Origin of the sequence: Corynebacterium spheniscorum, from assembly GCF_900113445.1 — a bacterium.
In the GTDB taxonomy this organism is placed as follows: Bacteria; Actinomycetota; Actinomycetes; order Mycobacteriales; family Mycobacteriaceae; genus Corynebacterium; species Corynebacterium spheniscorum.
Window position 1 is genome coordinate 33,716 of sequence record NZ_FOPJ01000014.1, and the last position, 23,288, is coordinate 57,003.

Annotated in this window: 18 protein-coding genes and 1 pseudogene; 15 read left to right on the plus strand and 4 right to left on the minus strand. The window is 56.9% G+C overall.

The annotated features are described in order from the left end of the window. Nucleotides 1–110 precede the first annotated feature (110 nt). From BMZ01_RS09420 to BMZ01_RS09430, 3 genes are all read right to left on the minus strand, one after another. Complete coding sequence (locus BMZ01_RS09420) at nt 111–1,493, minus strand: MFS transporter (RefSeq protein ID WP_092286768.1); 1,383 nt, start codon at nt 1,491–1,493, stop codon at nt 111–113. A gap of 269 nt (nt 1,494–1,762) precedes the next feature. Then, a complete protein-coding gene (locus BMZ01_RS09425) occupies nt 1,763–3,106 on the minus strand; it encodes a phenylacetate--CoA ligase family protein (protein ID WP_395891080.1) in 1,344 nt (447 codons plus the stop codon). Between the two features lie 440 nt (nt 3,107–3,546). Then, nucleotides 3,547–4,302 (minus strand): TetR/AcrR family transcriptional regulator, encoded by a 756-nt coding sequence (locus BMZ01_RS09430; RefSeq protein WP_223845954.1) that lies wholly within the window; start codon nt 4,300–4,302, stop codon nt 3,547–3,549. Nucleotides 4,303–4,676: 374 nt separating this feature from the next. On the opposite strand from BMZ01_RS09430, the gene paaI reads away from it, so the two are divergent. The 10 genes from paaI (at nt 4,677) to BMZ01_RS09480 (ending at nt 14,031) form a co-directional block, all read left to right on the plus strand. After that, nucleotides 4,677–5,054 (plus strand): hydroxyphenylacetyl-CoA thioesterase PaaI, encoded by a 378-nt coding sequence (gene paaI, locus BMZ01_RS09435; protein ID WP_223845962.1) that lies wholly within the window; start codon nt 4,677–4,679, stop codon nt 5,052–5,054. Nucleotides 5,055–5,462: 408 nt separating this feature from the next. Then, the gene (paaA, locus tag BMZ01_RS09440) at nt 5,463–6,536 is read left to right on the plus strand and encodes a 1,2-phenylacetyl-CoA epoxidase subunit PaaA (protein WP_223845955.1); all 1,074 of its coding nucleotides are present in this window, start codon (nt 5,463–5,465) and stop codon (nt 6,534–6,536) included. A 305-nt stretch (nt 6,537–6,841) separates the two neighbouring features. After that, entirely contained in the window at nt 6,842–7,144 is a 303-nt protein-coding gene (paaB, locus tag BMZ01_RS09445; protein ID WP_092286772.1) for a 1,2-phenylacetyl-CoA epoxidase subunit PaaB, read from the plus strand. Continuing rightward, complete coding sequence (paaC, locus tag BMZ01_RS09450) at nt 7,141–7,977, plus strand: 1,2-phenylacetyl-CoA epoxidase subunit PaaC (protein ID WP_092286774.1); 837 nt, start codon at nt 7,141–7,143, stop codon at nt 7,975–7,977. Before paaB ends, paaC begins: the two co-directional genes overlap by 4 nt. A gap of 347 nt (nt 7,978–8,324) precedes the next feature. Then, a complete protein-coding gene (paaD, locus tag BMZ01_RS09455) occupies nt 8,325–8,876 on the plus strand; it encodes a 1,2-phenylacetyl-CoA epoxidase subunit PaaD (RefSeq protein ID WP_280513523.1) in 552 nt (183 codons plus the stop codon). Beyond that, the gene (gene paaE, locus BMZ01_RS09460; RefSeq protein WP_092286778.1) at nt 8,876–10,087 is read left to right on the plus strand and encodes a 1,2-phenylacetyl-CoA epoxidase subunit PaaE; all 1,212 of its coding nucleotides are present in this window, start codon (nt 8,876–8,878) and stop codon (nt 10,085–10,087) included. The genes paaD and paaE overlap by 1 nt, the downstream gene beginning before the upstream one ends. A gap of 30 nt (nt 10,088–10,117) precedes the next feature. Next, nucleotides 10,118–10,894 carry an enoyl-CoA hydratase/isomerase family protein gene (locus BMZ01_RS09465; RefSeq protein WP_092286780.1) on the plus strand — a complete coding sequence of 259 codons (777 nt, stop codon included), beginning with the start codon at nt 10,118–10,120 and terminating at the stop codon, nt 10,892–10,894. A 190-nt stretch (nt 10,895–11,084) separates the two neighbouring features. Continuing rightward, the gene (locus BMZ01_RS09470) at nt 11,085–12,335 is read left to right on the plus strand and encodes a thiolase family protein (protein WP_092286782.1); all 1,251 of its coding nucleotides are present in this window, start codon (nt 11,085–11,087) and stop codon (nt 12,333–12,335) included. A 34-nt stretch (nt 12,336–12,369) separates the two neighbouring features. Then, nucleotides 12,370–13,116 (plus strand): enoyl-CoA hydratase/isomerase family protein, encoded by a 747-nt coding sequence (locus tag BMZ01_RS09475; protein WP_177180143.1) that lies wholly within the window; start codon nt 12,370–12,372, stop codon nt 13,114–13,116. 21 nt (nt 13,117–13,137) lie between these two features. After that, the gene (locus tag BMZ01_RS09480) at nt 13,138–14,031 is read left to right on the plus strand and encodes a 3-hydroxyacyl-CoA dehydrogenase family protein (protein WP_092286784.1); all 894 of its coding nucleotides are present in this window, start codon (nt 13,138–13,140) and stop codon (nt 14,029–14,031) included. An 85-nt stretch (nt 14,032–14,116) separates the two neighbouring features. Here BMZ01_RS09480 and BMZ01_RS09485 read toward each other — a convergent pair whose 3' ends face one another. Then, nucleotides 14,117–14,551 carry a PaaI family thioesterase gene (locus BMZ01_RS09485; RefSeq protein WP_092286786.1) on the minus strand — a complete coding sequence of 145 codons (435 nt, stop codon included), beginning with the start codon at nt 14,549–14,551 and terminating at the stop codon, nt 14,117–14,119. Nucleotides 14,552–14,716: 165 nt separating this feature from the next. Between BMZ01_RS09485 and paaZ the strand changes: the two genes are divergently transcribed. From paaZ to BMZ01_RS09510, 5 genes and pseudogenes are all read left to right on the plus strand, one after another. Then, the gene (gene paaZ, locus BMZ01_RS09490; protein ID WP_092286788.1) at nt 14,717–16,813 is read left to right on the plus strand and encodes a phenylacetic acid degradation bifunctional protein PaaZ; all 2,097 of its coding nucleotides are present in this window, start codon (nt 14,717–14,719) and stop codon (nt 16,811–16,813) included. A gap of 383 nt (nt 16,814–17,196) precedes the next feature. Further along, nucleotides 17,197–18,609: an MFS transporter gene (locus BMZ01_RS09495; protein WP_218140949.1), complete on the plus strand. Its 1,413-nt coding sequence runs from the start codon at nt 17,197–17,199 to the stop codon at nt 18,607–18,609. 295 nt (nt 18,610–18,904) lie between these two features. Further along, a pseudogene (locus BMZ01_RS09500) lies at nt 18,905–20,176 on the plus strand (M20 metallopeptidase family protein). Nucleotides 20,177–20,239: 63 nt separating this feature from the next. Beyond that, nucleotides 20,240–21,595 carry an MFS transporter gene (locus tag BMZ01_RS09505; protein ID WP_092286792.1) on the plus strand — a complete coding sequence of 452 codons (1,356 nt, stop codon included), beginning with the start codon at nt 20,240–20,242 and terminating at the stop codon, nt 21,593–21,595. Nucleotides 21,596–21,885: 290 nt separating this feature from the next. Continuing rightward, the gene (locus tag BMZ01_RS09510) at nt 21,886–23,145 is read left to right on the plus strand and encodes a M20 metallopeptidase family protein (protein ID WP_092286794.1); all 1,260 of its coding nucleotides are present in this window, start codon (nt 21,886–21,888) and stop codon (nt 23,143–23,145) included. Nucleotides 23,146–23,288 lie beyond the last annotated feature (143 nt).

Here is a 23,288-nt window from a genome sequence, read left to right on the forward strand (position 1 = left end):
CAACCATTGGTTCCAGTTTTCTCCTAATTAATGAGGAATCCCCCGCTATCTTTGCTACGGCTGCTTAAGCAGCCAGAAGAAGACGCGGGGGAGCCCCTGGAGGAAAACTTTTAGTGCAGGGAACGCTCCTGGATTCCCTTGGGAACCATCAGAGAGCCGACCAGCGAGACAGCACAGACCGCGGCGATATAGATGCCGATGGAGGTGGTGTTGCCGGTGCTTTCCAACAGGAGCGCCGCGATCATCGGGGCGAAGGCGCCACCAATAATGGAGCCGGAGGCGTAGCCGATGGAGACACCGGAGAGGCGCACCTTGGCAGGGAACATTTCGGCGTACATGGCCGATTGTGGACCATAGCTAGCACCGAGCATACTTGCCAGCACGAAGAGCGCGACTGCATACCAGACAATGGATCCGGTATCGATCAGCCACCAGGTGGGTACTGCCCAGATCATCGCGAAGATATAGCCCCAGACAAAGGTGCGTTTACGACCAACTTTGTCAGAAAGAGCACCGAAGCCAAGGGTGGATATACCCCAGAGCACCGACGCAGCCAAGGAGACGGCCAACACGGTGGGACGATCATGGCCTAGGACCTTGGTGGCATAGGACATAAAGTAGGCAATCAGCATGTAGCCAGCCGCGTTATTGCCAGCAAAGATGATGGCGGCGAGGAAGACCGGCTTGCGATGTTCGCGAATGAGGATGGACAGTGGGGCGGATTCAGTGCGGGCGAGGGCTTCCAGCTCTTCGAAGACTGGGGATTCACCCACCAGGCGACGAATCCAAAAACCAATAGCAATAAGCACCAAGGAGGAAATGAAGGGGATACGCCAGCCCCAAGATTCAAATTGCTCAGGAGTTAAGGTAGCGGCAATAACCAGCATAAAGATGGTGGCCAAGAACATACCACTGGGAACACCGATCTGAGGGAAGGCACCGAAGAGGCCACGCTTATTCACCGGAGCATGTTCCACGGAGAGCAGCGCTGCGCCACCCCATTCGCCACCGGCAGAAAGTCCCTGCAGGATGCGCAACAGCACCAAGATCAGCGGGGCAGCAATGCCGATTGATTCATAGGTGGGCAGCACACCGATAAGGACAGTAGCTCCACCCATGCCAAGCAAGGTGAGCACCAACACTGGTTTACGGCCCAGTCGGTCACCGAGGTGACCAGCCAGGATGGCGCCTAGTGGACGGAAGAGGAAGCTAATACCCAAGGAAGCCCACGCCACGATTTGGGCTAGTCCGGGACGATCATTCGCAGCGGGGTTGAAGTAATGCTGGGCGAAGATTAAGCCGGCTGCTTGGGCGTAGATGAAGAAGTCGAACCACTCGATGGTGGTGCCCACCATCGCGCCAGCGAGGACGCGACGATGTTCTTTGGTGACATTACCGGGAGTGGGTGGAAACTCTGGGATGGGGTGTTTCTCAGCTTCAGTGGTGGAGCTACTGTTAGCTGATAGGTCGTGCTCAGGCTGGTGCGATGTCATCGTCAAGACCTGCTTTCTGGTGTCAGTGAAGGCAACGCATGTGTTGTCTTGGCTTCGGCATTAATGCGGGTGAACTAATGCCATCAGGCAGGAGCGAGCAGAGAAGCGCTACGGTTTCATCTGGGGACGGAGGATGGGAAAAAGATGAAGAAATACTGCAAGAGCTGGTGTGGGAAATTTTGGGGAGGGAAGTGCCTCCCCTTTTCCTAAGGGGGAGTTCAGCATCCAAAGGATCGCAGTGTGCCTGTGGGAGCACAATGCATGCGGCTTTATTCCTTGGCGCGGTTATCAACGATGCGCTTGGCTTTACCTTCGCCGGTGCCGACCTCTGCTTGGAGTTCCACATCAACGGTGACACCGATGCGGTCCTTGATTTGCTTACGGAGGTGACGTTGGGTTTCGGCTAGCTCATCGGCAGTGCGGTCCGGGGCGTGTTCGACGACCAAGGTGAGGTGGTCCATGCGGCCTCGCTTGCTGAGCACGCATTGGTAGCGCGGGCGCAGGTTGGAGTCTTGGGTGATGAGTTCTTCGAATTGGGAAGGGAAGCAATTCACACCGCGCAGGATGATCATGTCATCATCACGAGCCGAGATGCGTTCTAGCCGACGCATGGAAAAAGCGGTGCCCGGCAGCAATCGGGTGAGGTCGTGGGTACGGTAGCGGACAACCGGGAAGGCCTCTTTGGTCAGCGGGGTGATAACCAATTCGCCAACTTCACCTTCAGCAACGGGCTCGAGGGTTTCTGGGTCGATGATTTCTGGGTAGAAATGATCTTCCCAGACGGTTAAACCATCTTTCGTTTCGATGGATTCTTGAGCAACACCGGGGCCCATGACTTCCGAAAGGCCATAAATATCGGTGGCATCGATGCCGAAACCATCCTGGAGATCGCGGCGCATCCCTTCACTCCAGGGTTCTGAACCGAAGATACCAACGCGGATGGAGCTTTCACGTGGGTCTTGACCGTCAGCTCGCAGACGATCGAGCACGTTGAGCATATAAGAAGGGGTTCCCATGATGGCGTCCGGCTGGAAATCTTTCATGATCTGCAACTGGCGTTCGGTTTGACCACCGGAGGTTGGGATAGCGGTGGCACCGAGTTTTTCCACACCATAGTGAGCGCCAAGGCCACCAGTGAAAAGTCCATAACCGAAGGTAACCTGGACGCGATCACCGGGGCGAACACCACCAGCCCGCAGCGACCGGGCCATCAAATCGGCCCAGACTTCGATGTCATTGCGGGTATAGCCCACAACGGTAGGTAGACCCGTGGTTCCGGAAGAAGCATGGACGCGAACGAGCTGGTGTTTTTGCACGGCGAACATGCCGAAGGGATAGTTTTCGCGCAAGTCACTTTTATCGGTGAGCGGGAATTTTGCGAAATCAGCTAGTTCTTTGAAGTCATCAGGGTGAACACCCTTTTCATCAAAGGCCTTCTTATAGTGCGGCACATTGAAGTAGGCGTGGCGCAGGGTGTTCTTAGCGCGGGCGGTCTGCAAAGCGGTGATCTCATCGCGCGAGGCGTACTCAATACCGGTTTGGGGGCCGTGATGGGTGGAAGTGATATCTGCTGTAGAGGCCACTCGGCGTTCCTTTCTGGGCGAGGATGCCATGGGCACACGCCTGTATCTTCACCGCCATCGTGGGCTACACAACTGCGGGGTTTAATTTCATGATCTCCCGTTTGAGCTGGTAATGCGCGATGGCTTAGGCGGGGAACCAATGCACACCTTCGTCAGTCTTAGATTGCTCAGCCCGCGGTTCTCGGGAAAGCGCCGAGGCTAAACAAAGTATCTGACGCGAGTATGCGTCATACAGGCTTACTGACCGAGCGGTCAGTCATGGCATGTGATTCAGGCTACATACTGAGCTAGTGAGCCGCAACACATTCCATAGGTTATTTGCACGTTCGCCTACCCCTATTGCCTGATAGACAGAAGGAGAGGTGCACCGGTTCACATAATCCTGACCTGGTTGTTTTCCGGACCTATCTAGCTGGCATACCAAGCTGAAGAATTACCCCCATCCGAATCCCCCCCGGAGGCCGCGTCGACTAGTTTTTAAGCGCGGCAGAACTATTAAAAATCGAGTGCTCGCCCCCCTCCGCGCGCACCCCATCGAAAATAATGGCGGGAACAGTCTTCGCGAGCTCTTCGGAGCCATGCGGGCCGCCGGGGCGATACCACTCGACGATGGAATTAATCATGCCAAACATGAGACGGCTAATTGCGCCGGCATTCAGGTCGGTGCGCACGCTGCCCTCTTCCTGAGCGCGGCGGACGACTTCCTCGCTTTGGCGAGTTAATTCGCGGCGACGGTGAAGTAATTCCAGCTCAACATCCGTATTGCCGCGGAGCCTGAGCAGCAGGGTCACGCATTCGGGATTCTCGCAGAGCACGCGAACCGAGCCTTCGACCATGACTTCAAGCTGCTCGATAGCGGGACCACGGGTCATGGTTGCTGTGTCGATAACAGCACCTAAGCCGCGCAGGGCACGGTCGGTAGCTTCGACCAGAATTTCTTCTTTGCTGGAAACATGGTGGTAGAGGGCAGATTTACTCACCCCCAAAGATTTTGCCAGAAGCCCCATGCTGGTGGCCTCATAACCATGATGATTAAAAGCGGCTACAGCACGGGCGATCACATCATCACGGGTGTAACCGGGACGGCCACGGCCGGGTCCAGGGACCGGGGTGCCGGGCAGTTCAGAATTAGCCGCGGAAAGAGATTGCGCATTCATTTGTGGGTTCTTTCTCGGTGCGCCAGAGGCACGGGCGGCGACCGAATTGGACGCCATAGGGTCAGCCATGAATACTCCTCGCTTTACTCCCAGAAGCATTTCAGTAGCTAGTCTCTATTCTAAAAGTACACTTCACTCCCATAACCGAACGAGAGGTTAGTCCAGCTCAGATTGCTCGCCGCCTGGGAAACCACGGCGATAGAACTGGCTTCCCAGCATACAGGTGAAAGTGACTTTATACAGCTCACATGCCGCACCAAGAACGTGAGCCTCCTACTGATCCCCTGGCCTAAAACTAAGCTTCTTTAATGCTACCAATTAGCCCAACCCGACCCTTCGTCAAGGAGAAATCAGACCTCATGAGCCATAATTCAATGAACAACGCGCACCCCATTTTGGGCGAAGGCGCAGCCAGCTCGGAACAATTCCAGCATGTTCGCGAGATGTTTGGCGCAGATATTGCCAGCCAGGCCATTGGCTTGAAGATCACCGTGCTAGAGGAGGGACACTGTGAGGGGGAATTCCTAGTCCGAGAGGACATGTGCAACGGTCACGGTACCTGCCAGGGTGGTTTTATATTCACCTTCGCGGATTCTCTATTCGCCGGGGCCTGTAATTCCCATGGGGAGATTGCGGTGGCAGCGCAAGTAACTATTCATTTCATCGCACCAGTGCTTAAAGGCCAGAAGGTTCACGGGGTTGCAGTGGAGAAGCAGCGTTACGGGCGAAACGGAATTACTGATGTGACCCTGTATTGCGAGGACAAGGTGGTGGCAGAATTCCGTGGGACCTCCCGGATCGTGCGAGGCGTGCCACAGTAGAGGTGGACAGGCACTCCGGGGCGCACTGAGGTTCTGCAAGGGTGTTTTAACCCCGGCGTTTCGGGGGTACGTTCTGAATCCTGCACCACCTGCGAATTCCAGCTAATAGTTACCCCCGTCACAATTAGCTGTCCTGGCGATTTTAAAGCGAAATGTTGACCTATGTCACAGATCGCCATATACTGACCGCACGTTCAGTTAATTGTTTTGTTGGATTGGATGCTTGCTCACCCGCGAGTCACCATCCAATCCAACAAAACAATGTTTCACCCGCAGACTGCACCGGACAGAACGTGTTTCATCTCCCTGATTAGAGATGACGATACGTTGACAGGGATATTCCGCAGCCGCGGACTGCACCTGAAAACCAGAAGTCTTCTCTTTTACACCTCACAGGAGGTCCGTCCCATGACCACCACACCCCAGCCCAATCACATCCCCATCGCAAAGAACAATGGTCTCAGCGCCGCACCCGACCCGCGGGTATCAGACGGCGAGACCAGCCCTCGTGAAGCTGACATCGCTGGTGAAAAGAATTTTGACCGGCTGATCGCCGAGGACTCTCGGGTTGAACCGACCGACTGGATGCCAGCTGGCTATCGCAAGACCTTGACCCGTCAGGTATCGCAACACGCGCACTCCGAAATCATCGGTATGCAGCCAGAAGCCAACTGGATTACCCGTGCACCATCACTTAAGCGCAAAGCTATCTTGATGGCGAAGGTCCAGGACGAGGCAGGCCACGGCCTGTACCTGTACTCCGCTGCTGAGACCCTGGGGACCTCGCGCGATGAGCTCGTAGAGCAATTGCTTTCCGGACGCGCCAAGTACTCCTCCATCTTCAATTACCCTGCCCGCACCTGGGCAGATATTGGGGCAATTGGGTGGCTGGTCGATGGCGCCGCGATTTGTAACCAGGTTCCCTTGTGCCGCGCTTCCTACGCGCCTTATGCACGTTCGATGGTGCGCATTTGTAAGGAGGAGTCCTTCCACCAGCGTCAAGGTTGGGAGATCCTCTATGAACTGTCCCATGGCACTCCGGAACAAAAACAGATGGCACAAGAAGCGATTAACCGTTTCTATGGACCAGCCCTGCAGATGTTCGGGCCACCGGATAAGGATTCTCCGAACTCCCAGAAGTCCATGAATTGGAAGATTAAGCGCTTCTCCAATGATGAATTGCGCCAGCGTTTTGTGGACATGATCGTTCCGCAGGTAGAGGCTTTGGGTCTGCATTTTGAAGACCCGGACCTGAAGTGGAATGAAGAGCGTGGCCACTATGACTATGGCGAGCTCGACTGGGACGAGTTCTTCAGCGTCATTAAGGGCCATGGCCCCTGCAATGTGCAACGTATGCAACGTCGCCGCCAGGCCTTTGACGAAGGCGCTTGGGTACGCGAAGCCGCCGCCGCCTATGCCGAGAAATACGAGCGCCCCGGTGCAACGCGAGTGCTGGAAGAAGATTCCGCGCTTATTGCATAGATGGCGGTTGGCAGGGTCTGCTGCTTAGGCCTGTTAACTCGACTTTGCACGCGGGGTACGTGTTAGCTGAGGTGCTGCAACATCCTCTCAGCGACAATCCTCGTACCCCGCTTTCAGAGATCCTTTGTGCCCACTTGCCCTTCCCGTATAAGAGCAAGCGCACATGAAACAACAATGCATGAGATAACGCACCCCGGCCCAAAGCGCCTCTGGTTTCCTGCCACCGAGGTTCGTAGCTCCCTGCGACAACACTGATACTCACCCAAAAGATTTTTCCCTGTTAGGAAAGGACACCCCAGCCCGCCATGTCCGAAAATAAGACACCAGACAATGAGTGGCCCATGTGGGAGGTTTTTGTTCGCTCCTCCCGCGGACTCTCCCACGTGCACGCCGGCAGCCTGCATGCCCCCGACGCTGCAATGGCTTTAAGAAACGCCCGCGACCTCTACACCCGCCGCAATGAAGGTACCAGCGTGTGGGTTGTTCCCACAGAAGTAATTACCGCCAGCGACCCTGATTCCAAGGGTGGGTTCTTCGAATCCGCGCAAGGCAAGAATTATCGCCACGCAACCTATTACGGAAAGTCTGAGGGGGTGCCACACCTATGAGCGGTTTCGCAACCTCAGATTCTGCCACCAAACACACCCAAGGCCACGGGATCACCGCTGAAGATATTCAAAACGCGAATCTCCACGCCACTGAAGATGTCGCTCAATACGCACTGATTCTGGGTGATGATTCCTTAATGCTGGCCCAACGCCTCGGATGGTGGATTTCTCGTGCCCCGGAGATGGAAGAAGATATTGCTTTGGGCAATATCGCACTTGACCTCGTAGGACATGCACGTTTTTTCTACTCCTATGCCGGCACTGCCTGGGACAAGACCGAAGATGATTTAGCTTATTTCCGAGATGAAGAAGAGTTCCGCTCCGCGCGCCTGATGGAGCAGGAAAATGGCGACTTTGGTCAAACCATCGCCCGTCAATTATTGGTGAGCTACTACCACTACGGTTTGTACACCGCACTGCAGCAATCCGAGGATCAGACGCTCGCCGCAATTGCTGCAAAGGCCGTCAAGGAAGTGGAATACCACGTTGACCATGCCAGCCAGTGGATCCTGCGTCTCGGTTTAGGCACCGAGGAATCGAAGCGTCGGATCAGCAGCGGCCTGTACTACATGTGGCCCTACCTTGATGAACTTTTTGAAGACCTGGAAGTTCATCAGCGTCTAGCCGAGCAGAATATCGCCCCGCTGCCTTCCTCCTTAAAGGAGGAATTCGATACTCGCGTCGCTCACATCCTGGAGATGGCGGAACTGGACATCCCACAGGTTCACCCGGCCCGCAGCGCACAACGTACGGGAAAGTATTCAGAACATCGCGGCTATATCTTGGCCGAAATGCAATCCCTTGCTCGCCAGCACCCCGGCGCGACCTGGTAGCAGACGCTATGCGTCTCGCGGGATCACCCACAGCCACGGCCACCGCTCTTCAGGCCCTACTGATTGAACTTGCAATCTCGCACACCAGCCCCACCCTGTGTCAGGAGTGATCGTTTATGACACACCCTTCTCGCAAAATTCGTAAGGTCCCCGAACACCTACCGAATTTCGAGGTCACTGAGCCAAAGACCTCTAAGTACGCCGGTGCCCCCAAACTCCTCAGCGACGCTGACCTGCTTGAGGCAGCTGGAAATCCACGAGGCCACCTGCCCGAACAAAGTCATGTGGAAGCAGTGGAGCGCGCTGACCACGAGGCACATATACCCACCGGCAACCCGGTTGTTGGAATCAGCACCCGACACTCCGATACCCCACATGAGCTGCGCCCCACTGACCCTGAAGCCGCTAAAGTATGGGATATCGCGGCACATGTACCAGACCCCGAAATCCCCGTGATCTCTATTGCAGATTTGGGCATCCTTCGTGGTGTACGTATCGATGAAGTCCCGATTGTCACCATCACCCCGACTTACTCCGGGTGCCCGGCGATGGAGCACATCACTGATGATCTTCGTCGCAGCCTCCGCGATAAGGGTTATCCCGAAGCCAAGGTGGAGTTAGTACTCGATCCCGCGTGGAATACCGATTGGATTACCCCGCACGGCCGCGAAGTTCTACGCGAATATGGGATCGCCCCGCCCTCCGGTAGCTCTGCGATACAGGATGCTGGCCCTATTCCGTTGACCTTAGGCCTACGCCCCCCAGTTACTGAGGTGGCTTGTCCACGCTGCGGCTCCACTGAAACCCAAGAACTCAGCCATTTTGGCTCGACCTCCTGCAAAGCGCTCTACCGCTGCAATGCCTGCCTCGAGCCCTTCGACTACTTCAAGGTGCACTGATGACCACTCCAACAACTGAAGCAAACACCGCACAGGATCCCAGCGCCGAAAGCCAAACCTCGACTCGTCGTCGCGCTATCTTCAACGCTCTCGAGGTCATGAGGGTTCGCCGTCTGACCGATGAAGCAGTGGAAGTCAGCTTCCATGTGCCTGAAGAACTCCAAGCCGACTACGACTATGTGCCTGGCCAATATGTGGCCCTACGCGCAGAGATCGACGGCCAGGAAGTCCGACGTTCCTATTCCATCTGCGATATCCCGCGCCCCGGCATCATCCGGGTAGCCATTAAGAAAAACTTGGGCGGGATCTTCTCTACCTGGGCGAATGAAGAACTCAAACCTGGTGATGTCATCGACGTGATGAATCCGCAGGGTGCCTTCACATCTAAAACGCATGTTACTGGGTTGAATAACCCACAGGCCATTGCGGATGAAGCCGAAAGCATGCAAGAGCATAGTAACCTGGTGGCTATTGCCGCAGGTTCCGGTATTACGCCGATCATGGCGATCGCCCAAACCGTGCTCTCACAATCCCCAACCACCAGCTTTGAACTTGTGTATGCAAACAAGGGCGGCGGGGATGTCATGTTCGCAGAAGAGATCGGCGATCTCAAAGACAAGTACCCCTCCCGTTTCGCGGTCCACCATGTGCTCTCCCGTGAGCAGCGTGTGAACCCGCTCTTCTCCGGTCGCATTGACCAAGAAAAACTCAAGAGTCTACTTGATTCGGTGCTTCGCCCCAGCACAGTAGAGGAGTGGTTCCTCTGCGGCCCCTTCGAACTCGTGCAGCTATGTCGAGATGAGCTTGCCGAGCGTGGAGTGGATGCATCCGATGTGCGTTTCGAACTCTTCACCACGTCCGCGAACCCACAATCCGGGTCCGATTCCGGCAATACCGGCCGTGAGGTGGTGCTCGACCCAGAGGGCAAGAACATCACCATAAAATTCATGCTCGATGGGCTTTCCGGCAAAGTCGACTCTCCGGTGGCAGCCAAAGAAACCATCCTCAACGCCGCCCTGCGCACCCGACCCGATGTGCCCTTCGCCTGTGCTGGCGGGGTATGTGGCACCTGCCGCGCCAAGGTCATCGAAGGTGGCTATGAGATGGATGAAAACTACGCCTTGGAACCGGACGAAGTAGCTGCCGGATATGTGCTGACCTGCCAAACCAGGCCCACGGAAGATTCCATCACCGTCGACTACGACGCCTAAGCAAACGCCAATCAAAGGACCCCCAGCAGCATGATTGATCTGCATATTGACAGCACCGCCAATACCGCCGAAGTGGTTCTGAATGACCCGCGTGCACTTAATTCCCTCGATGAAGCAGCGCTCAAAGAACTCTCCGAGGTCTACATCGAGGCCGCTGACGCAAAGGTACGAGCCCTCCTGCTCCGCGGCGAAGGCAAAGGTTTTTGCGCTGGCCGCAATATCAAAGGCCTCGACCCCAAGGACGACGACGCCACCGAATACCTTGCTGAGAAGGTCACCCCTGTACTCAAGCAAATGGCAGAGTTTCCGGCACCAACCTTCGCTGCGGCGCACGGGCCTTGTCTCGGTGTGGGTCTTGGTTTATTGATCGCCACAGACATTGTGTACGTCGCCGATACTGCCACCATCGGTTCACCTTTTGCGAACCTCGGTGCCACCCTTGATTCCGGTGGTCATGCGCTCTTCGTGGAGCGCTTAGGCGCCCACCGTGCAATGGACCTTATTGTCACCGCAGATCTTATGACCGGGGAAGAGGCTGTTCGCGCCGGGTTATTCTCCCGCGTTATCCCGGAGGTCGCCCTTTTGGACTTCACTCGCGAAAAAGTTCGCAATGCTGCCCGGGGCGCTACCCAAGCGTTCTTGGCCAGCCGTCGCCTGGTGCACCAGGTACGTGACGAGGGCTTGGGGCTGTGGGAATCAGTGGATCAAGAAAACATTGCCCAAGGTCAACTGTGTTCTTCCGAAGATTATCTCGAAGGCTTCGCAGCCTTTAATGAAAAACGTCGCCCCACATTCCACGGCAAATAACCTCACTGTCTCACCCCACTATTTTCCATCCTTTCTGCACACCTTCTTCATCTCCTCGAACTGGCACTCCCCTTGCTACCCCTGGCACCCACCGCAGGTCCTTAAGTTTCCGGACGCATAGCGGGCCAGCACCAGGGCAACAGCCCGCATATCGCGATGAGTGCCAGTGGAAAGACATAGGCATCACTTCATGAGTTCTTCAAATGCATATCTGGTTTCTGGCCTTCGCACCCCGGTTGGCCGCTATGGTGGCGCCTTATCTTCGATTCGCCCCGATGATCTGGCAGCCATGACGATCAAAGCCGTTGTCGAAGAGGCCGGCATCGACCCAGCCACGGTTGATGAGGTCATCTTCGGCAACGCCAATGGCGCCGGGGAAGAAAACCGCAATGTGGCACGCATGGCCTGGCTGCTTGCCGGTTTCCCGGATACTGTGCCGGGCATAACCGTCAACCGACTCTGCGCTTCGGGTATGTCAGCTATTGGGTTGGCTGCAGCGATGATTGAATCCGGTCAGGCCGACATCGTTATCGCCGGTGGGGTGGAGTCCATGTCGCGGGCACCGTGGGTGATGGAAAAACCTGCGAAACCTTTCGCTAAACCCGGAGAAGTCTTCGATACCTCCATTGGGTGGCGTTTTGTGAATCCAATGTTCGCGAAAGAAGAAAAGACCACCTTCTCCATGCCTGAGACCGCTGAAGAAGTCGCGCGGGTAAAGAACATTAGCCGCGAAGACGCAGATACTTTTGCGGCGCAGTCTCAAGAACTTGCGCTTAAGGCGATTGAAGAAGGAAAATTCAATGCCGAAATCATGCCGGTGCATGTCACTGACCGCAAGGGCAACGTCACGGTTATTAATCAGGATGAAGGACCACGCCCAGGTACCACCACCGAGATCCTAGCGAAACTGCGTCCCGTGGTGCGCGATGGGAAAGTGGTGACCGCCGGCAACTCCAGCTCGTTAAATGATGGTGCCTCCGCGGTTATCGTTGCCAGTGAAACAGCCATTGAAAAATATGGGCTGCGTCCCCGCGCGAAGGTGGTGGGCAGTGCTCATGCTGGTCTTGCCCCAGAAATCATGGGTATGGGACCTGTGCCGGCAACCCAGAAGCTCCTCAAGCGCATTGGTTGGGAGATTAATGATCTCGACGCTATGGAACTCAATGAAGCTTTCGCCACACAATCCTTAGCGTGCATGCGCGAACTTGAAGTAGACCCAAGCATCGTCAACCAATGGGGTGGAGCCATTGCCCTGGGGCACCCCTTAGGAAGCTCCGGCTCGCGTATCACCATCACTTTGCTCAACCGCCTAGAAACTGAAGGTGGCACTCGCGGGGTAGCAACCATGTGCATTGGGGTGGGCCAAGGCGCCGCCATCGCCATTGAACGCCTCGACAATTCCATCACCCCCACCGACGCTCCTAATACGAAGGAGGTCTAAGGTGTCCGAGCATCTTTTCCCGCACTTCCAAGCCCTGAAGGTTAGTAGACTGCATGATGGTGAGATCGTCCTCGCGCAACTTCACCGCCCTGAGGTGCGCAACGCTATCGACCACACCATGGTCACTGAGCTGCACGAATTATGTGCAGATTTAGAAGAAACCCCCCGGATTCTCATTATTGCCGGGTGCACCACCGATAACGGTCGCAGCATTTTCGCCTCCGGCGCGGATATCGCACAGCTCAAAGAACGCACTCACCAGGATGCCCTGCGCGGAATCAACAATATGATTTTCCAGCGCATCGCAGAGCTACCATTGCCCGTGATCGCGGCGGTAGATGGTTTTGCCCTAGGTGGTGGTTTGGAGCTCGCCTTATCTGCAGACTTCCGGGTTGCCACCGCTGAAGCAAAATTCGGACAGCCCGAAACTGGTTTGGGCATTATGGCAGCTGCTGGTGGCACCTGGCGTTTGCGTGCCGCCGTGGGCCAAACACTCGCCCGCGAGATTCTTCTGGCCGGTCGCGTCCTCAACGGTGAAGAAGCCCTAGAACACCACTTGGTTTCCTCTCTGCATGAACCAACGCAGCTACTCGATGCGGCCGTGGAGCTTGCCCAAAACATTGCTAAGCAAGACTCCTTGGCCATCCAGATCACCAAATCGGTGCTGGCGATGCCGGAATCCGCACACCCGCATGTGGACAATATCGCCCAAGCAATCCTCTTCGAATCTCCCGCAAAACACCAGCGTATGCAGGCTTTTCTAGATCGCCGCAAGAAATAAAAGGAGCCTTGTCCCTTCACTATGAATAACTCCACCAACACCCAAGCCACTCACCCGGGTGATACCCCTGAACCGAATGTCCCCGCCATCGTCGGTGTCCTCGGTGGTGGTCGCATGGGCTCCGGTATCGCACACGCTTTCCTCACCGCCGGTGCGCAAGTACGAGTCGTCGATATTAATGATGACGCCATCGCCGCCGCTCAAGATCGCATCATCCGCGCCGTCGATGGATCCTTTGCTCGTGGTGCTCAAGGAGACCGCGAGGAATGGTTAAAGCGGTTGAGCTTAAGCACCGATGCCAACGCGGCTTTCGCCGATGCAGAACTCATCATTGAGGCAGTACCGGAAGATCCTCAGCTCAAAGCTCAGAGCTTTGAGAAGATCCAACACGCTGCTCCACAAGCCGTGGTGGCTACCAACACCTCCTCGCTTTCTGTTTCAGACCTAGCACGAACGATCAGCAATGATGTGATCGGCCTGCACTTCTTCAACCCGGTTCCCGCCAGCAAGCTCGTCGAAATTGTGGTCGCCGATAGCACCCCGGAAGAGTTGGTTGATCGCGCCCGCGGTTGGGTGACAGGCCTCAAGAAAACCCCCATCGTGGTTAAAGATGCTCCCGGTTTCGCTTCTTCCCGCCTCGGGGTAGTCATCGCCTTGGAAGCCATCCGCATGGTGGAAGAGGGTGTTGCCAGCCCTAAGGACATTGATAACGCTATGGTGCTGGGCTATAAGTTCCCGGTCGGCCCCCTAGAACTCACTGACATTGTGGGGCTGGATGTGCGCCTCGGGATAGCGGAGTATCTGCACGAAACCTTAGGCGATCGTTTCGCTCCGCCGCAGCTCATGCGCGATATGGTGGCCCGCGGGGAGCTGGGCCGTAAATCCGGCAAAGGCTTCTATGATTACGGCGACTAAAGTCTCACGGGTCCAATGCACCCTGGTGCGCCAGTGGGCGACGGCAGCCCAAGGCGTCAACGCACCCCACACTGACACCAGCGTGCTAAGTCTTCGGCTCAATCACCGCATTACTAATCCGCGCGGTACACAGCCGCTGTCCTTGCTCGTTGCGCAACACCACCTCATGACTGCACATCCGTCGTCCCAGGTGCAGGGCAGTGGCCGTCGCCGTCACCCAACCTTCCTTCGTGGAACGGTGATGAGTCGCATTAATATCTACGCCCACCACCACTTTGCCCAGCGTAGAGGCATGAATCAGGGCCGCCCAGCTGCCCACGGCCTCCGCGATCGCCACCATGGCCCCACCATGCAAAAGCCCCAGCGACTGCCGATTCCCCGCCACCGGCATTCGTGCCACTACTTTCTCAGCGGATTCCTCCACAATCTCCACCCCCATACGCTCATCCAACTCCCCCAACTGGATTTTCCACAGCTCAAATCCGCCGCCGTGTGGCTTCCAAGATTCTGGAGTCGACATTGAGCACCAACCTCTCTCATCTCTAGCCAGCAGGAAGTTCTCGACTATAAGTTCTCGAGAGCCCCACCGAGCGCTGGCACAATGTGACGTTAATTATACCGCCACGTCCCTCTCTCCGCCGTTAGTCCGGCAACTATCTTTAGCCCAAAGGAGCACCCTCACCCAATGACCACCAACACCACAAACCTGAACCTCAACCCCCTGCCCAGCTACCTCCAAGGCCAGTGGATCACCCCTACCGACACCACTGATGTCACCGCGATCCGCGATGCCAGCGCCACCCCCGACTCTCCTGCCGTCGCCACGGTTTCACGTGAAACATTAGATCTCGCCGGGGCAGTCCACTACGCCCGCGACACCGGCCAACGCGAGCTCGCCAAACTCTCCATTCACGAGCGCGCCCTCATCATTAAAAAACTCGCGCTCTACATGAAGGATCACCGCGACACCCTGCGCGAATTAGCTCATGCTACCGGTGCCACCAAGGCAGATAATTTCATCGACATCGATGGTGGAATCACCACCATGCTGGTAATTTCCTCCAAAGCACGCCGCGAGTTACCCAATTCCAATGTCATTATCGATGGCGCCACCGAACAATTATCCCGCGATGGATCCTTCATCGGCACCCACATTTACACCTGTATTCCCGGTGTTGCGGTGCAAATCAACGCCTTCAATTTCCCAGTATGGGGCATGCTCGAAAAATTCGCGCCCGCGTTTATCGCTGGTGTCCCCAGCATCGTGAAACCCGCCACCCCGACCGCTTTTGTCACCGCCGCCTGCGTCAAAGTCATGATCGACTCCGGCTTGCTCCCCGAAGGTTCTCTGCAACTTATCTGCGGTCCCGCTCGCGAACTCCAGGATCACCTCGATTACCGCGATCACCTGGCCTTTACTGGTTCCGCCAGCACCGCCGCAACACTGCGTGCGCATGATTCGGTGCAGCAGCGCGGCCTGCGTTTCAGTGCCGAAGCTGATTCCTTGAATGCCGCCATTATGGGGCCAGACATTCGCCCGGAGGACCCCGAATATCAATTATTCATTGATACTGTGCTTTCCGAGATCGTGGCTAAAGCTGGGCAAAAATGTACCGCTATCCGGCGGGTACTGGTTGCCGCGCCTTATCGCGAAAAAGTGGCATCGGATATCGCCGACGCCTTAGCCGAAAAGGTCACGCTAGGTGATCCCCGTGATCCTGCCACTACCGTCGGCCCCTTGGTCTCTGAAGATCAACGCCAGGATGTTGCTGATGCTGTTCACACACTCATCGACGCCGGCGGCCAGGTCATCTGCGGTGGCACTGAGCGCCCTGAGAACCTCGAAGGCGCTTTCTTCCAACCCACCGTCCTAAGCTTCGATAACCCTGATGTGGATGCCATCCATGACACCGAAGCCTTCGGCCCGGTGGTCAGCGTGCTTGGCTACGAAGACATTCATGATGCGATTCGCCTTGCTGAACGCGGCAAAGGTTCTCTCGTCACCTCTGTGATTAGCCATGCCCCTCAGGTCACCCAAGAACTTGCCATGGGCATTGCGCATTGCCATGGTCGCCTGCACTTCCTAGACCGTGGCGACGCGAAGACCTCTACCGGCCATGGTTCCCCGCTGCCGCATCTCGTGCACGGTGGACCCGGCCGCGCTGGCGGTGGCGAAGAACTCGGTGGTGTGCGTGGCATTAAGCACTATATGCAGCGCACCGCCTTGCAAGGCACCCCCGATCATCTCACCGCCATCACCGGCCAATGGCACCAAGGCGCACAGGTCCAACGGGTTACCCGTGAAGATGTTGACCAGGGCAGGGGAGTGCACCCCTTCCGCAAGGATCTCGCCACCTTGAAGGTGGGCGATCAATTCGCTTCCGAGCTGCGCACCGTGAGCCTTCAGGACATCACCGACTTCGCCAATGAAACCGGCGATACCTTCTACGCACACACCGATGAAGAAGCCGCGATGGCCAACCCCTTCTTCCCACGCCGCGTAGCCCACGGCTACCTGCTGGTGTCCTGGGCAGCGGGTCTTTTCGTTGATCCTGCTCCCGGCCCGGTGCTCGCCAACTATGGCCTGGAAAACCTGCGCTTTATCACTCCGGTTACCTACGATGACTCCATTCGTGTGGAGCTCACCGCCAAGCGCATCACCCCGCGGGTAACCGAAGATTATGGCGAGGTCTGCTGGGATGCGGTGCTTTATAACCAGAATGATGAAATCTGCGCCATGTATGACGTACTTACTCTCGTGGAGAAGAAGTCCTCCTACTAAAAAGCACTACGCTTAGCGCACCCCGCGCACATAACGTACACATACCCCGCATACCGGAAAATCTTGAGGTTCCACGCCCCAAGATAGCCCCAAGAAGGTCCACTCGAGGCCTCCAAAACGGCTTCCAGTACGCGGGGTTTTGTGCTTCCTTAAAATACAACTACATATCAGCTGAGCTGCTTAAACGTACAAGGAAGCTACTAACTTACTCATAAGTAGCTTTCTGTCTGGCCACACTCCTGCGGCTTTCTTGTTTTAGCCACCTATTTGAGGCAAGATTCACTCCATCTTTTCCTTTCACTTCTAGCTACCTCAACCACCATCCCCCACTGACACATCCGCTACCGGGGATCTTACCGCCCTATCAATCACACTAGACCGCCTTGCGGTCTCATCTCCGCAAAGAAGTCGCACACCACATGCACAGCAGCACCGGCCCCGCCCTCGAACCACCAACACGCCCGCCGGCAAAACGCCAACCAGAAACCCGCCTACAAGCAGAAACCTCGCAACAACCCCAATCAGCCCTGCGCACCATCTCCACCACCGGTGTCGGCAACGCCCTGGAATGGCTCGATTGGCATATCTACGCCATCTTCGCTGCCTTCTTCTCCACCCAACTCTTCGACAACAGCGATCCCGCTTCCGCCTTCCTGCACACCATGGCGGTCTTCGCCGTCGGCTTCATCGCCCGCCCCTTAGGCGGCATCTTCTTCGGCTGGCTTGCTGATCGCATCGGCCGCAAACAAGCCCTCACCCTCGCAGTCGCCGCAGCCTCGCTCGGCTCCCTCATGATCGCCCTTACCCCCACCTATCATCAGATTGGCTGGGTGGCCTCCGCGATCCTGGTCACCGCACGCCTCATCCAAGGCCTCGCACACGGCGGTGAACTCCCCGCCGCCCAAACCTATCTCGCTGAGCACGCCCCACCTGCTCACCGCGGCTTGTGGGCATCCTCGGTTTACATCACCGGCAACCTCGGCGCCCTGGCCGGCATGTGCCTTGGCCTTGGTCTCAACGCCGCACTGCCAGAAGGCGCCATGCACAGCTGGGGTTGGCGCATCCCCTTCGCACTCGCAGCCGTCCTCGGCATCTTCGCCTGGTGGATGCGCATCAACATGGCCGAATCCCATATCTTCGAAACTCACAAACAGCGCGAAACACACACAACAAGCGCCCAAGGCACAACAGATACCACCAGCACCCTCCAAGCCCTCCGTGAAACCTGGCGCTCCGGCCTCCAAGTCATCGGCCTGACCTGCGGACTTACCGTCTGCTACTACATTTGGTCAGTCACCATGCCCTCCCTCGCGCAACGCGAATACGGCTACTCCGCACACGATGCCTTCCTCGCCAGCATCATCGGTACTCTCGTCTTCCTTATCTCGCTTCCCTTCTGGGGCGCGCTTTCTGATCGCATCGGTCGCAAGCCCTGCATGCTCATCTCGCTGATCAGCTGCTCCACGCTCTACCTCCCGCTGAACTACTGGATCGAGCACAGTCATTCCCGCCCGGCTCTCACCATCTCCATCGCCCTCATGCTGGTCTTCATCGGCGCCTTCCTCGGCCACGGCCCCGCCACTTACGCTGAGATGTTCCCCACCAAACACCGTGCCACCGGCTTCGGCATCCCCTACGCTTTCGCTATCGCGCTCTTCGGCGGTACCGCTGCATGGGTGCTGAGCTGGCTCAACAACAACACTTATTTCGCTTTCTACGCCATCGGCTTGATGATGTTGTCGATTCTCACGGTTCTTAGCCTTCCCGAGACCCGTGGGCGCGACCTGGCACATTGAGTTCAGCGCGCGCGCTCTTCCGAGGCGTGGGCACGCACCTTCATCGCCCCTAGAACGCGAGTAGCCCTTGGCTTAACCGCGTTCTTTTCTATGCATCCACTCCGCCACCTCGCTCAGCTCCCCAGGCTCCACCCGCTCCTTCTAGCCACCCCCGTCTGTGTTCCAAACCCACAGGTCATACGTCCACATATTGAGATACTCAACCCATACACACTCGATATAGTGACCTGCACTACACCTGTGCCGTAGTTTGAACGCACACCCGGAACTTCAAGAAGGGAGTGTGAACACGCATATGGAAGCTAGCGCACAGGCCAATAAGGCGCTCCACAGCATCCCCGAGGCTGCCCAGGAATTGGCCCCGGAGCTCATTGCGCTTCGCCACGTACTCCACCAGATACCTGAGCTTGCCCTCGAGCTTCCCCACACCCAGAACGCCGTGCTGGAAGCCATCGCCGATTGCTCTGAACTAGAGATCACGCACTGCAACTCCGCCACCGGCTTCGTCGCTGTCGTACGCGGCGGACATGCTCCCACCGGCGGCAGCCAACGGCCCATTATTTTGCTGCGCGCTGATATGGATGCCCTCCCCGTGCAAGAAACCACCCAGCTTCCTTGGGCATCCACCAATGGCAATATGCATGCCTGCGGACATGATCTTCACATGGCCGGGCTTGTTGGGGCATTAAAAATTCTTTAGGTCCGCCGCCAGGAACTCGCCGGGGACATTATCTTCATGTTCCAATCCGGGGAAGAAGGCCACGATGGTGCCCAACACATGATTGATGAAGGCCTCCTCGAGGCCGCCGGGCGCACCCCAGATCATGCCTATGGCTTGCACGTATGGGCTTCCCGCTACCCAGCAGGGTTCATCGGCACTCGCCCCGGCGCGATGATGGCTTCCTCGGATACCGTGGCCATCACCATCAAAGGCCGCGGCGGTCATGGTTCCGCCCCGCATGAAACCTTAGACCCCATCCCGGTTGCTGCGGAGATCATCACCCAAGCCCAGGTATTGGTCACTCGCGAGTTCAATGCCTTTGATCCGGTGGTGATTAGTTGCGGCCAGGTGCATTCCGGGCATGCCGCCAATGTCATTAATGATGACGCCTTCTTGGAGTTCACGCTGCGCGCCTTTAGCCCGAAGAACCGCGAGAACCTCATTCTTCGCCTGAAAGCATTAGCCGAAGACATCGCCCGCGCGCACCGCATGGAGGCGGAGGTTCACATCACCCGCCTCTACCCGGTGACTATGAATAACGCGCAAGAATACGAGTTCGCCAAAAACACCGTAGAGACCATCTTCCCGGGGCGTTGGCAGCTCCAAGAAACTCCCATGGCCGCAGCAGAGGACTTTTCCAAGGTTTTAGAGCGCATCCCCGGTGTCTTCATTGGGGTTTCCGCGGTGGAAGCTGGCGGCGACCACACCTCCTTGCCTTTCAACCACTCCGGGGAGGCGCAATTTAGCGATCAGACCGTCCCGGATTGCGCCGCGATTCTCGCCAGCTTGGCCTACCAACGCCTCACCACAACCAACACCGGAACCAACCCCGAAACGACCACCTAAACCAACCGCACCCACATGCCTTAATCAACACACACCTCGTAGGGAAGGAATGTCCCAGAAGCTATGAGCACTCCCAATAAAAATCCCGAACACGCACCCCCAACCAGCACCCTTTCACGCAGCCAACAACGCAGAAAACCCGCCCGCACGCAGGCACAATCCACTGCCCGCACGCTCACCGGCACCGGCGTGGGTAATGCGCTTGAGTGGTTCGATTGGAATGTCTACGCCACCTTCGCGGTCTTCTTCTCCACGCAAATCTTCGATAAATCAGATCCCTCCTCCGCCTTCTTCCACACCATGGCGGTCTTCGCGGTGGGCTTCGTCGCCCGCCCCTTCGGCGGTTTCTTCTTCGGTTGGCTCGCCGACCACATTGGCCGCAAACACTCTCTCTCCGTGGCAGTCTTCGCCGCCTCACTCGGTTCACTAATCATCGCGATCACCCCCACCTACAACCAGGTCGGCTGGGTGGCTTCAGCAATCCTGGTGTTCGCACGCCTCATCCAAGGCCTGGCACATGGTGGTGAACTCCCGGCCGCCCAAACCTATCTTTCCGAACATGCACCCCGCAGAAGCCGCGGCCTGTGGGCTTCCTCGATCTACATCACCGGCACGCTCGGCATGTTGGTCGGCATGATTTTGGGCCTCATCCTCGAAACCACCCTCAATGATGCCCAAATGGCCAGCTGGGGTTGGCGCATTCCCTTCGCCATCGGCGCTGTCTTGGGCGTCTTCGCCTGGTGGATGCGCATGAACATGGAAGAAACTGAGGTCTTCGAGGCCGCCCGCAAAGCCCAATCCCACACCAAACGGCCCAGCGTCCTGCTTGGCGTGATCCGCAATTGGCGTACCGCCCTCCAAGTCATCGGCATGACCTGCGGCTTAACCGTCTGCTATTACGTTTGGTCGGTCACCATGCCTTCGCTGGCGCAACGCTCCTACGGCTACACACCGCGCGATGCCTTCCTCGGCACCATTATCGGTAATATCGTGTTCATTATTGCGCTGCCCATTTGGGGCGCTATTTCGGATCGCATTGGCCGTAAACCCTGCATGCTCATCGCCATGATTGGTTGCTCGATCCTTTATATTCCGCTGAATAATTGGGTGGAAGCATCGCACTCGGTGGCTGCGTTGTGGGTCTCTATTTCGATTATGTTGATCCTGCTTGCGGCCTTCCTCGGCCACGCGCCCGCCACCTACGCAGAGATGTTCAGCACCGGCCAACGCGCCTCTGGCTTCGGCATTCCCTACGCACTCGCCATCGCTGCCTTCGGTGGCACTGCCGCCGCGGTGATGGCCAAGATGGACAATAATCTTCACTTCGCCTTCTATTCCATTGGTTTGATGATTATTTCCTCTCTCACCATTCTCACTCTCCCTGAAACGAAGGGAATCGACCTCCACAAGGAGCATTAAAGGAGCTTATTCGAGAGAGTCCTTCCGCACGCCGCAGCATTATTCATAGTCGGCAGGCGCAGGCTAGGGGTATGCCACACGCTGTTCTTCATCCACGCGGATAGCAAGCACCCCGGGTCATGTTCCATCTCCCGCACATTCCTCAAGCGTCCCACCTGTTGGGACGCTTGTGTGTTTTCTGGGACATGCGCCTTTCACCGAGTAGATTCCTTAATTATGAGGGGCATGCCTTATCCGCCCCTGGCGATGAACAAAAGCAGCACAAGAATGGGAGTAGGTAGGTCGCAGTAATGTCGCAGCAGATTCTTCAGCACACTAAGGAACTCGCCGAAGAGCTCATCGCCCTTCGACATGACCTCCACCAAATCCCCGAACTCGCCCTTAGCCTCCCCGAAACCCAAGAGCGCGTTCTTTCTGCCATCGCTGATTGCAGCGAGCTAGAAATCCACAAGTGCGAATCCGCCAGTGGTTTCATGGCGGTACTGCGTGGCAGCCAAGCCTCAGCAGATATCAATACCCGCCCCATTGTTTTGCTGCGTGCCGATATGGATGCACTTCCAGTGCCAGAAAAAACTGAGCTCACCTGGAAGTCCACCAATGGCCGGATGCATGCCTGCGGGCATGACCTGCACATGTCTGGCCTCGTTGGGGCAGTCAAAGTCCTTTATGCCCGGCGCGAAGAACTCTGCGGGGATGTTGTCTTCATGTTCCAATCCGGGGAGGAAGGCTACGACGGCGCCCAACACATGATTGATGAGGGCCTCCTCGATGCCGCTGGCCGCACCCCAGATCATGCCTATGGCCTGCATGTGTGGTCGGCACGCTATCCCCATGGTTTTATCGGCACCCGCCCCGGCGCCATGATGGCTTCAGCCGACACCATGGCCATCACCGTCAAAGGCCGCGGTGGTCATGGTTCTGCCCCGCATGAAACCTTAGATCCCATCCCGGTTGCCGCGGAGATCATTACTGAAGTCCAGGTGATGATCACTCGCGAATTCAATGCTTTTGATCCGGTCGTCGCCAGTTGCGGGCAGATCCACTCCGGGCATGCCAGCAATGTCATCAATGATGAAGCCTTCATGGAATTCACCTTGCGTGCCTTTAGCCCGGAGTCCCGGGAACGTTTGGTGCGCCGCATGGGTGAATTGGCAGATGGGATTGCGCGGGCACACAATATGCAGGTTGAGGTTGATACCACTCGCCTTTACCCGGTGACCATGAATAACGCCGAAGAATATGACTTCGCCGCTTCCACCATTGAATCGGTCTTCCCGGGGCGCTGGGGTGTGCAAGAAACCCCCATGGCCGCAGCAGAGGATTTCTCCAAGGTCCTCGAACAGATCCCCGGTGTCTTCATTGGCGTGTCCGCAGTGGAACCAGGTGCTGATCATGAGGCTTTGCCTTTTAACCACTCCGGTTATGCGCACTTCAGCGATAACACTGTGCCGGACTGCGCAGCGGTACTCGCTTCTCTGGCCTGGGCTCGTTTGCAAGGCACTGCCGCCAAGGGCAACACCCAAGCAAGCACAGCAGGGGAGGGTGCCTAAGGCGATATCCCGCACACACCCGTCACGGCCGCTGACACACTGTCCTTTCCCCTTTTCGGAAGAACACCTAACCCACAGCTCACGCCCTAGGGCTCACTCCACAAAGTTTCACGCCCAAAGTTTCACGCCCCCTGTCCCAACTT